Source organism: Plantactinospora alkalitolerans (assembly GCF_015690345.1).
GTDB classification, from domain to species: Bacteria; Actinomycetota; Actinomycetes; order Mycobacteriales; family Micromonosporaceae; genus Plantactinospora; species Plantactinospora alkalitolerans.
On sequence record NZ_JADPUN010000096.1, the window covers coordinates 1 to 10,882 of the forward strand.

The window sequence follows — 10,882 nt, forward strand, 5'->3', positions numbered from 1 at the left end:
AGATGTTTATAAGAGACAGGAAGGTCTTGGGGAGGTACTCGCCGGTGACCGTCTCGGTGAGCTGCCCCTGTGCCACGATGCCGCCCTCACGCAGCAGCAGGGCGTGGGTGAAGCCCGGCGGGATCTCCTCGACGTGATGGGTGACCAGCACCAGAGCCGGCGCGTCCGGGTCCTGGGCCAGCCCCGCGAGCCGGGCCACCAGGTCCTCGCGACCACCCAGGTCCAGCCCGGCCGCCGGCTCGTCGAGCAGCAGCAGCTCCGGGTCGGTCATCAAGGCCCTGGCGATCTGGGTCCGCTTGCGCTCGCCCTCCGACAGCGTCCCGTAGCGACGATCGGCCAACGACACGACACCGAGCTGGGCGAGCAGGCTCCGGGCCCGCGCCTCGTCCATCTCGTCGTACTGCTCCCGCCACCGGCCGACCACCGACCAGGCCGCTGTCAGCACCACGTCCCGGACCCGCTCGTCGGCCGGGATCCGCTCGGCCAGCGCCGCGGTGGTCAACCCGATCCGGGTACGCAGCTCGGCCAGGTCGGTACGCCCGATCCGCTCGCCGAGCGCGTGCACCATCCCCGTGGTCGGATGCAGTCGCCCGGACGCCAGATTGAGCAACGTCGTCTTGCCCGCGCCGTTCGGCCCGAGCACCACCCACCGCTCCTCCGGTCGCACCCGCCACGTCACGTCGTGCAGCAGTGCGGTGCCGGAACGCAGCACGCCGACCCTGTTGAGGTCGATCACCGCCTCCGGGTCGGATGCTTGGAGTGGGCCGGCATCGGCGGCGACGGAAACCGGATCATCACGCACGCACCCATCCAACCACGCAGCGCCGCGCCTTCCGCGAGCGCCGTCCGAGCCAGCCAGCCTGAGGCGTTAGGAAGGGCCCCTTCTTATACAGAAAACGATAAGAAGGGGCCCTTCCTTACAGGTCAGACTCGGCTGATCCGGATGGCGTCGGCGATCACCAGGCCGGTGCCGCCGGTCCAGCGGCTCACGCCCACCTTGTTGGCGTCGCCCGCCGCCAGGGTGAAGGTGCCGAGGGTGCGCCAGGCGCCGCCGCCGGAGCGTTGGTCGACGTAGACCGTCTGGTTACCGCTCGGGGTGACGATGATGTACGGCGCGGAGCTGTTGTAACCCGGGTCGTCCGGGTACCACGCCTCCACCCGGTAGCTGGCGGTCTCCGGGATGTTCACCTTGTACCAGGCGGGGTCGCTCGACTCCACCGGGTCGGCGAACCGGTAGTCGACCCCGTTCTTCTGCGACGAGTACGTCGAGGTGCCCCAGTTCGCACTCGCGGTGAACCGGCCCGACGTGCTGTTGTCCACGGTGGTCGTCCAGCCGGTGGGCGGCGGAGTGGTCGTACCGGTGACCAACTGCATGTAGTAGGTCCAGTTCCAGTGTGATCCCGGGTCGGTGTGGGTGGCACCGGGGACCTGGCTGTGGCCGATGATCCGGGACCGCTCCTTGGGGATGCCGTACCGGTCGCAGAGGTGCCGGGTCAGCGCGGCCGAGGAGCGGTACATGGCGTCGGTGAACCAGGACGCCTGGGCGACGTAGCCCTCGTGCTCGATGCCGATCGACTGGGTGTTGTAGGTCCAGTTGCCGGCGTGCCAGGCGACGTCCTTCTCCCGTACGGACTGGGTCACCGCGCCGTCCGAGGAGCGGATCGTGTAGTGCGCGCTGACCTGCGAGGCCGGGTTCTGGAACCAGCTGATCGAGCCGGCGTACGACCCCTGGGTCACGTGGATGACCACGTAGTTGATCGGGTACGACGACTCACGGCTGGAGACCGTGTAGTTGGCCGAGTGCGCCGGCGCCCAGGCGGCGGGACCGTAGTCCGTGCTCATGATGCCGACCCCGTCGGAGCTGCCGAGCGGGGCGACGCCGGCCAGGGCACCCCGGTTCGGGGCGACCTTGTGGGGCGTGGTCCGCACCGGTCCGTCCGCGGTGCCGGCGTCGATGCCGGTGCCGATCAGGTCGTAGACGGTGTCGGCGTAGAGCCGGGCGACGGCCGGGGTGCTGGCTCCGCCGTACCGGACGACCTGGCCGTACCACTGGTTGACGTCGGCCCGCTGCGTGGCAGTGAACCCGGCGGCGTCGGCGTACGACCGCAGCACGGCGGCGGCCCCGGTGACGTTGGCGCTGGAGTCGGTGCGCAGCGTGTCCCGGTCGAGGCCGGTCAGCGCGGCGGCCTCGTCCAGGGTGCGCAGCTTCGGGTTGCTGGTGAGATGCATGACGCCGTAGCCGCCGGACGCGCTCGGCGCTCCGGCGTGGCCGTCGAGGCGGGTCTCCGAGTAGCCGAGCGCGACGAGCAGGTCACGTGGTACGCCGTACCGGGTTGCCGCCGTGTCGAAGGCTCGGGCGAGAACTCCGGCCTCGGCGGGTGCACCGGTCACGGCGTCGGCGCCGGCCGGCAGGTCGGCTGGGCGCAGTTGTCCGGCCAGTGCGGGTTGACTGGTCAGGCTGATGGCGAGGGACACGATCAGGGTGGCGCCGAGCAGGTGGCTCGGGCGCGGTTGGGGGTACCGAACGGTCACCGTCACTCCTCCCCAGAGGGTCGGCGTCCCGGATGGGGGACGCCGGGTGGCCGTACCGTATAGCCTCAAGTTCGTCTATGTCGAGACCTTCCATTGAACTGACGGTTAATGAAAGATATCTACATGACCGGCCGTCGAGAGGGACCGCGCGCCCGGACCGGGCCCGGCTCGGCGCAGCGCACGATCGCCAGATCAGCCCGGCCGCCGGGCGTCGGGGCAGCTCGGCCGTCGGATGTCGGGGCAGCTCGGCCGTCGGGCGTCGGGTCAGCTCAGTGTCGAGCCGAACACCTCGTCGCGGACCGCGTCCAGCGCGACCCGGAGGGCACCGCGCAACACCGGTTCCTCGGTCAACTCGGTGGGTACCACCCGGGGGGTGACGAGCGTGATGGCGGCGACCTCGTGCTGCACCCGTTCGGCCAGCGCGGTGCCGCCGGCCTGACCGACCTCGCCGGCCAGTACCACCAGCGGCGGGTCCAGCACCACACAACTGCTGGCGACCCCGAGCGCGAGCCGCCGGGCGACCTCGTCGAGCACCGGGCCGCCGGCCGTACCCGCCCCGATCGCGGCCCGGAGTGCGTCCGCCGCCGAGGCGGACCGGAAGCCGTGTTCCCGGGCCACCGCCCGGACAGCGTCGGAGCCGGCCAGCTGACCGAACGCCGGCTTCGCCCGCCGGGAGGCGTCCCGCGGGATGGGCGCTCCGGGTACCGGCAGATAGCCGATCTCGCCGGCCGCGCCGGTACTGCCGTGGTGCAGCCGACCGTTCAGCACGATGGCCAGACCGATGCCGACCCCCAGCCAGACGAGTACGAAGTCGTCCACTCCCCGGGCCGCACCGGACTCCGCCTCGGCGACCGCGGCGAGGTTGACGTCGTTCTCGAAGACCACCGGCGTGTGCAGGTCCTCCCGCAGCGCGGCCAGCAGGCCCCGGTGCCAGCGCGGCAGGTTGAAGGCGAAGGTGATGTCCCCGGTGGCCGGGTCGACCAGGCCGGGCGTGCCGAGCACCACCCGTCGTACGGTGCTCAGCTGGGCGTGCGCCTCGCTCGCCGCCCGTACCACCGCGTTGTGCACGACGCCCACCGGATCGTCGGTGTCCCTGGTGGACTGCTCGACCCGGCCGATCACCTCGCCGGTGATGTCGGCACAGGCCGCGACCACCCGGTCCGGCCCGACGTCGACGCCGACCACGTGCGCGGTTCCCGGCCGGACGGCGTAGAGCTGCGCGTTGGGGCCGCGTCCGCCAGCCTGCTCGCCGACCCGGGTCACCAGACCGCGCTCTTCCAGCCGTTCCACCAACTGGGAGGCGGTGACCTTGGACAGCCCGGTCAGCTCACCCAGCTGCGCGCGGGTGAGCGGTCCTCGCGTGAGCAGCAGCTCCAGCGCCGCCCGGTCGTTGAGCGCGCGAAGCAGGCGAGGTGTACCAGGTAGCCGGGTGCTGGCCATGCAGTATCCCTTGTTTAAGAAACTTTCTTAATAGCTAGGCTAACCTTCAGCGGAGTAAGCCGTAGCGTAATAGGCCGGCGAGTCCGCAGTGCTAAGCCGATCCGGTACCGGTTGGCCGCGAGACGGTCCGCCCCGGTGCGACACTCGGACCGGGAAAAGCGCCGAAGGGGGAAACGTGCCTTCCGATCCAGGACTTCGCCGGCTGGCGCTGGGCACGCTACTGGCCGCGTTCCCGGGCACCGCACCACCCGGTTGGGCGCTCGACCTGACCGCCGAGGGGCTGGCCGGACACACCCTGTTCGGCCGGAACGTCGACCATCCGGACCAGGTCGCCGCCGCCACCGCCGCGCTGCGCGAGGCCCGACCGGACGTACTCGTCGCGATCGACGAGGAGGGCGGCGACGTCACCCGACTGGCGCACGCCACCGGCAGCCCGTATCCCGGCAACGCCGCCCTCGGCGCCGTACACGACATCGCGCTGACCCGGCGGGTCTACCACGCGATCGGCAACGAACTCGCGGCCGTCGGCGTCAACGTCGACCTCGCGCCCACCGTCGACGTCAACACCGCCGACGACAACCCGATCATCGGCACCCGGGCGTTCGGGGCCGACCCGCACCGGGTCGCCGCGCACGCCGGGGCCGCCGTCGAAGGGCTACAGGCCGCCGGGGTGGCCGCCTGCGCGAAACACTTCCCCGGACACGGTGCCACCATCGCCGACTCGCACCTCGAACTGCCCACCGTGGACGTACCCCTGGACCTGCTGCGGGAACGCGACCTGCCGCCCTTCGCGGCGGCGATCGGCGCCGGCACCAGGGCGATCATGACCGCACACATCCGGGTACCCGCGCTCACCGGCGACGCCCCGGCCACGTTCAGCCGCGCCGTCCTGGTCGACCTGCTCCGCGGCGAGTACGGCTTCGCCGGCGTCGTGTTGACCGACGCACTGGAGATGAAGGGCGCCGCGGTGGCCGCCGGCGGAATCGCTCCGGCGGCCGTCCGGGCCCTGGCCGGCGGCGCCGACCTGCTCTGCATCGGTGCCCGGGTCGACGCCGACCTGGTCGAGCTGGTGGTCGCCGAAATCGTGGCCGCGCTCCGCGACGGCCGCCTCGACCCGACCCGGGTCGAGCAGGCCGCCGAACGGACCGCGGCACTCGCCGCCTGGGCCCGGGTCGCCGCACCGGTCCGGGCGACCGGCACAGACCTCGGGTACGCCGCCGCGCGGCGCGCGGTCCAGGTCGAGGGAGTCCTTTCCGCGCTCGACACCCCCCTCGTCGTACAGCTCTTCGCCTCCTCGACCATCGCCGAGGGGCGGGTTCCGTGGGGGCTCGGGCCACATCTGGGCAGCGCCGAACAGCTCGGGGTCGTGGCCGCCGAGACCGACGCCGAGACGCTGCGTTCACGGGCTGCCGGACGGCCGATCGTGCTGGTAGGGCGGCACCTGCACCGGTTGCCGGGCGGACCCGAACTGGTCGAGACCCTGGCCGGAAGCCATCCGGTGACCGTGGTCGAGATGGGCTGGCCGTCGCGGTGGCGCCCGAGCGGCGTACGGGCCTTCGTCACGACGTACGGCGCCAGCCACGCCAACGGCCGGGCCGCCGCCGAACTCCTCGGCCTGACCTCCTGACTTTCTGACTTCCTGACCCGGCACCTGCCGCACGGCGGAGCGGCGCCGGGGCAGGCACCCTGCCGGCGCCGGGCCGGACCGTACCGACCGTCCTATGTGGTAACGGCGTGACCGACGTCTCTTGAACGTGTTCAAGGTCTGTCCTACGCTCAGCTCGACCGCAACTTGAACACGTTCAGAAAGGACGTGAGCGGTGGAGACCAAAGTTTGGATGTACGCCGTCTACCTGGTCATCAGCATCGGACTCACCGTCTGGGTGGCCAGCACGCTATCCCGCAACGGCCTGGTCTTCCTCGAGGAGGTGTTCGAGGACAACCGGCTCGCCCGTGCCGTCAACAGCCTGCTGGTGGTCGGCTTCTACCTGCTCAACCTCGGCTACGTGTCGGTCGCGATGAAGCACGACGGCGGGGTGCACACGGTGAGCCAGGCCATGGAGGAACTGTCCAAGAAGATCGGTCTGGTGCTGCTCGTACTCGGGGCGCTGCACTTCTTCAACGTCTTCGCACTGAACCGCTACCGGCGTGGACGACAGCGCCAGCTCGCCGCCCGCCCTCCGCTGCCACCCGCCGGCCGGCTGCCGATGGCCGCACCGGTCGGAGCCATGGCCGGTCAGCAGGCGATGGGTCCGACCGGGTACCCGGGGATGGCACCCGGTGGCGGGCAGTCGGCGCCACCAACCGGCAACCAGCCGCCGACCGCCCCGCCCGGACGCTCCGGCCCTCCCTCAGGGCCATGACGGGCGATCCACACGCCGCCGATCCCACCGGGCACGGGGCCGGTGGGATCGGCTCGCTCACCGTGCTGTACGACCAGCACTGCCCGGTGTGCCGAGCCGCGCGGCGCTGGCTGGAGTCGCGTCCGCACCTCGTACCGCTGCACTTCGTGCCGGCCGGGTCGGCGGCGGCCCGGCAGCGGTTCCCGGGCCTGGATCACGCGGCGACCCTGCGGGACATCACCGTCATCGCCGACACCGGCGAGGTGTACGTCGGAGACGGCGCCTGGCTGGCCTGCCTCTGGGCCCTGCACGGGTACCGGGGACTGGCCGACCGGTTGGCCCGGCCGCACCTGCTGCCGGTGGCCCGACGGGTGATCGCCGCGACGGCGGCGCTCCGGGAGCAGACCTCCGGCCCGGGATACCGTAGCCAGGATGAGCGACCAGACTGCGCCGACGACCGCTGCGGGTGAGCCACCGACAGCAGCGGCCCGTGGGGCGGAGTCGGCCGTCGGTGCGGCCGAGCCGACCCGGGCGCGGGGCGAGCAGACCCGACAACTCATCCTGGAGACCGCACTGCGACTGTTCCGCGAGCGCGGGTACGCCCAGACGACGATGCGGGCCATCGCCAAGGAGGCCGGGGTGGCGGTGGGCAACGCCTACTACTACTTCGAGTCGAAGGAGCACCTGATCCAGGAGTTCTACCGACGTACCCAGGCCGAACACCTGGCCAGGGCGGCCGCCCCTCTCGCGGCGGAAACCGACTTCGCCGCGCGGCTGCGCGCGGTGCTGCACGCCGGGATCGACGTACTCGGCCCGTCCCATGCCTTCGCCGCCACCTTCTTCAAGACCGCCGCCGAACCGACGTCACCGTTGAGTCCGTTCTCGGTGCAGTCGTCCGAGGCCCGATCCGACGCGATCGGGCTGTTCAGCGAGGTGCTGGAGGGTTCCAGGGCGAAGGTCGACCCGGAACTCCGTCCGGACCTGCCGGAACTGCTCTGGCTGGCGTACCTCGGGGTGATCCTCTACTGGGTGCACGACCGCTCGCCGGGCCAGACGAAGACACGCCTGCTGATCGACGGAGCCGTCCCACTCATCGATCGACTGGTGGCCCTCTCCCGGCTCCGGGTGCTGCGACCGATAACCGCGCAGACCATGCAGTTGATCAAAACTCTGCGTCACTAGAGATGCCCCGACGGATCCGGCGTCGGGACCACCTATCGCGATCATCAATGGGTCAAATCCACCAAACGGCCAATTTGGACGAGGCACCCGCACGCTTGTCGGCAAGGGCGGAGATACGTAGCGTTACCAGTGCTGGTGGCGCCGCCGCCCGGAGACGTCGCCGCCCGGATCTCGGCCTGGGAGAGGACGCGGACCGTGGACCCCGGCGAGGGTCCACGGTCCGCGGCTCAGCGTCAGGCCGGGCCGGCGGAGGCGGCGGGAGGCGGCTCCGGTCTGGACAGGCCGTAGGCGGACCAGCCCCGCTCGGCGAACCCGGCGGCCCGGGCCACCCGGGCGGAGGCGACGTTGTCCGGGGCGTGCAGGTAGGTCGGCACCGCCCCCTCGTCCAGCACCCGCCGGGCCGCCTGGGCGACGAGCCGCCGGGCCAGTCCCCGCCCCCGGGCGGCCGGCTCGGTGCCGACGGCCAGTTCGTGCCCGTACCCGTCGTGGCGCTTGATGCCGACCCCGGCGAGGTAGCGCCCGTCGGAGTCGCGGACCACCAGCACCTGCCCACCGAACGGCCGGAGCCAGCCTGGTACCGCCGGATCGTCTGCGTCGATCCACTCGCCGCTGTCCGGTGACGGGGTCGGCGCGAGCGTGTACCGGAAGACGGCCCGGTAGCCCGACCAGGCCGGCAGGCCCAGCACAGCGGGCAGTTCGGGCAGCAGGTCCGCTATCGCCAGGTGACCGAGCGCCCGTACGGCGGCGGTCCGGGCCGGCGACACCGAGAGCACGATGCCGCCACGGTTGCCGATCGCGATCACCGGATGCGGTTCGCCGTCCCAGCCCGGCTGGACCCGACGTTCGGAACCCACGACGTCCAGTGCGGTCCCGGCCGGCCACTGCCCCAGCCAGGTCACCAGATGGTGGTGCAGCCGTCGGTCGAGCATCCGCCCCGCTCCTGATCGACTCTTTCCGTCTCGACAAAGGCTACTCAGTCAACCGATACCAGAGAGAATGCACCTCTCCGGACCCGGCCACGGACGCTACCGATACCTGGTGACGATGCTTCTCGATGTATGCTCACGCCGCGTCCACCGGACAACAGTCGGGTCGCCACCGGCCGGATTGCCCGACGGAAGTGTTTTACTCCATGGTGGACAAACTGCCATGATCCATTGGGAAGAGACAAGCGGCAGGCCATCCCGCCGAGGCGGGCGGAAACCACCGATCTCCGCGCAAAAGCGGGGTTGAGGGGCGGACCGGGGCACTGCTAGCGTGCGCCGGGTACTCGACGATCGTGCATGAGCACCCAGGCATGCCGCGACGCCACTACCTGGCGAATGCCGATGATCGCCTTCGACCGTTACGGGACGGTGCAATGGGCTTCCGTAGTTCGAGTCTGCGTACCAAGGTCGTCGCTCTGCTGGCCACCCTGACCGCGCTCTGGGCCTTCGGCGCATGGGTCACGCTCCGCGACGGGTTGAACCTGGTCTGGGTGCAGACCCTGGAGGCACGGGTCTACGCCCCGACCGAAACCCTCGTGCTGAACCTCCAGGCGGAACGCCGGCTCTCGCTGGCACACCTCGGCAGCCCGACGGCACCGGCCCGGACCACCCTCGAGGCCGAACGACAGAAGGCACAGGCCGACGCGGCGAGCTTCCGGAAGACGGCGCAGGACCGCTGGGCCAGATTCGCCGGCAGCGACGAGTTGGACCGGCGGATCGCACAGACCCTCACCGCGTTGGACGGGCTGACCACCGTACGGGAGCAGGTCGACGCCCGCCGGATCGACCGTACGGCCACGGCGGCGGCCTTCACCGAGACCATCCGGCAGATCTTCCGGATCTACGACGTGCTCGGTGACCTCGACGGAGGAGAGATCGACCGGTACGCGGCCACGCTGATCAGCCTCAACCAGGTACGCGAGTTGATCGCCCAGGAGGACGCACTGCTCGCCGGTACCTTCGCGGCCGGGCGGATCACTCCAGTGGAACACGCGCAGTTCGTCCAGCTCGTGGGCGCGCGGCGCCTGCTGGCCGGCACGGCCGCCGCCGACCTGCCCGACACCGAGCGGACCCGCTACGACCAGGTCGTCCAGCAGGGCGCCAACTCGCGGCTGCTGACCACCGAGGACCAGATCGTGATGAGCGCCCGGCCCGGCGGCCGGCTGCCGGTCTCGGCCGACGACTGGCGCAGGGTGGTGGACCCGGCATCGGCGGAGTTGCTGGAGATAGTTCTCGCCGGTGGCGAGGTGGTGGTCGCCCAGGCCATCCCGGTCGCGATCTGGGTCATCGTCCGGGTGCTGATCGCCGCCGTGCTCGGTCTGATCGCCGTCATCATCTCGGTGAACGCCGCGCGGTCACTGGTGCGGCAGCTCGAGCGGCTCCGCCAGGCAGCCCTCACGCTCGCCAACGACCGCCTGCCCGACCTGGTCGCCCGGCTCGGCCGGGGTGAGACGGTGGACATCGAGTCCGAGGCGCCACCGCTCCAGGTTGGACGGGACGAGATCGGGCAGGTGGCGCAGGCGTTCAACGCGGCACAGGAGACCGCGCTGCGGACCGCTGTCGGGCAGGCCGAACTGCGCCGCAGCGTCCGGGACATCTTCCTCAGCCTGGCCCGGCGCACCCAGGCGCTGCTGCACCGGCAGCTCACCCTGCTCGACACGATGGAGCGGCGCGAGCGCGCCCCGGAGGAACTGGAGGACCTGTTCCGGGTCGACCACCTGGCCACCCGGATGAGGCGCAACGCCGAAAACCTGATCGTGCTCTCCGGCTCGACCGCCGGCCGAGCCTGGCGTCGGAACGTACCCATGGTCGACGTGTTGCGCGGGGCGGCGGCCGAGGTCGAGGACTACACCCGGGTGACGGTGCTGCCGGTCGGACCGGTGGACCTCGCCGGGCGGGCGGTCGGCGACGTCATCCACCTGCTCGCCGAGCTGATCGAGAACGGGCTGTCCTTCTCACCGCCGCACACCGGCGTCCAGGTCAGCGGCCAACTGGTCGCCAACGGCTACGCGGTCGAGATCGAGGACCGGGGCCTGGGCATGACCCCGGAGGACCGGGCGAACGCCAACGACCGGATCGCCAGCAACCCGGAATTCGCCCTCTCCGCCACGGCCCAACTCGGCCTGTTCGTGGTCAGCCGGCTCGCGCAGCGACACGGTGTGCGGATCCGGCTGAAGGAATCCCCGTACGGCGGCACCACCGCCGTGGTCCTCATCCCGCTGAACCTGATCACCGAACGTACGGCCGACGGCGAGCCGGCGGGTTCGTCGACGGGCCAGCAGTTGGCTGCCAGCACGGTCGGTGGCGATGCCCGGCGCCTGTCCGAGCACGGCGATCCGGAGAGCCGCCCGGCGTACCGGGGTCGGTCCCGCGATCCGAGGGGCGGGCCGCCCCTCGGAT

At 71.3% G+C, this 10,882-nt stretch carries 9 protein-coding genes; 5 read left to right on the forward strand and 4 right to left on the reverse strand.

The features are described 5' to 3' along the window. The 3 genes from I0C86_RS07880 to I0C86_RS07890 form a co-directional block, all read right to left on the reverse strand. On the reverse strand, nt 1–859 hold an 859-nt coding region (locus tag I0C86_RS07880; RefSeq protein ID WP_407676276.1), incomplete at its 3' end, for an ABC transporter ATP-binding protein. 65 nt (nt 860–924) lie between these two features. Continuing rightward, complete coding sequence (locus I0C86_RS45400; protein WP_196200551.1) at nt 925–2,532, reverse strand: golvesin C-terminal-like domain-containing protein; 1,608 nt, start codon at nt 2,530–2,532, stop codon at nt 925–927. A 264-nt stretch (nt 2,533–2,796) separates the two neighbouring features. Further along, nucleotides 2,797–3,972, reverse strand: coding sequence for an ROK family transcriptional regulator (locus I0C86_RS07890; protein ID WP_196200552.1), 1,176 nt, complete (start codon nt 3,970–3,972; stop codon nt 2,797–2,799). A 175-nt stretch (nt 3,973–4,147) separates the two neighbouring features. Between I0C86_RS07890 and I0C86_RS07895 the strand changes: the two genes are divergently transcribed. From I0C86_RS07895 to I0C86_RS07910, 4 genes are all read left to right on the forward strand, one after another. Beyond that, nucleotides 4,148–5,599, forward strand: a complete 1,452-nt coding sequence (locus I0C86_RS07895; RefSeq protein ID WP_196200553.1) for a glycoside hydrolase family 3 protein — start codon at nt 4,148–4,150, stop codon at nt 5,597–5,599. Nucleotides 5,600–5,792: 193 nt separating this feature from the next. Continuing rightward, on the forward strand, nt 5,793–6,335 hold the full coding sequence (locus I0C86_RS07900) for a hypothetical protein (protein ID WP_196200554.1): 543 nt from the start codon (nt 5,793–5,795) through the stop codon (nt 6,333–6,335). Further along, the gene (locus tag I0C86_RS07905; protein WP_196200555.1) at nt 6,332–6,784 is read left to right on the forward strand and encodes a thiol-disulfide oxidoreductase DCC family protein; all 453 of its coding nucleotides are present in this window, start codon (nt 6,332–6,334) and stop codon (nt 6,782–6,784) included. Before I0C86_RS07900 ends, I0C86_RS07905 begins: the two co-directional genes overlap by 4 nt. Beyond that, complete coding sequence (locus I0C86_RS07910; protein ID WP_196200556.1) at nt 6,747–7,496, forward strand: TetR/AcrR family transcriptional regulator; 750 nt, start codon at nt 6,747–6,749, stop codon at nt 7,494–7,496. The genes I0C86_RS07905 and I0C86_RS07910 overlap by 38 nt, the downstream gene beginning before the upstream one ends. Before the next feature lie 233 nt (nt 7,497–7,729). On the opposite strand, the gene I0C86_RS07915 is transcribed toward I0C86_RS07910, so the two are convergent. Beyond that, nucleotides 7,730–8,425, reverse strand: a complete 696-nt coding sequence (locus I0C86_RS07915; RefSeq protein ID WP_196200557.1) for a GNAT family N-acetyltransferase — start codon at nt 8,423–8,425, stop codon at nt 7,730–7,732. 431 nt (nt 8,426–8,856) lie between these two features. On the opposite strand from I0C86_RS07915, the gene I0C86_RS07920 reads away from it, so the two are divergent. Continuing rightward, nucleotides 8,857–10,882: sensor histidine kinase (locus I0C86_RS07920; protein WP_196200558.1), on the forward strand; the 2,026-nt coding region annotated here is incomplete at its 3' end.

Excerpts from the sequence above, each read along its gene's own strand:
- I0C86_RS07890 (WP_196200552.1), bottom strand. The coding sequence starts at position 3,972 with ATGGCCAGCACCCGGCTACCTGGTACACCTCGCCTGCTTCGCGCGCTC.
- I0C86_RS07915 (WP_196200557.1), bottom strand. The coding sequence starts at position 8,425 with ATGCTCGACCGACGGCTGCACCACCATCTGGTGACCTGGCTGGGGCAG.
- I0C86_RS07905 (WP_196200555.1), top strand. The coding sequence starts at position 6,332 with ATGACGGGCGATCCACACGCCGCCGATCCCACCGGGCACGGGGCCGGT.
- I0C86_RS07910 (WP_196200556.1), top strand. The coding sequence starts at position 6,747 with ATGAGCGACCAGACTGCGCCGACGACCGCTGCGGGTGAGCCACCGACA.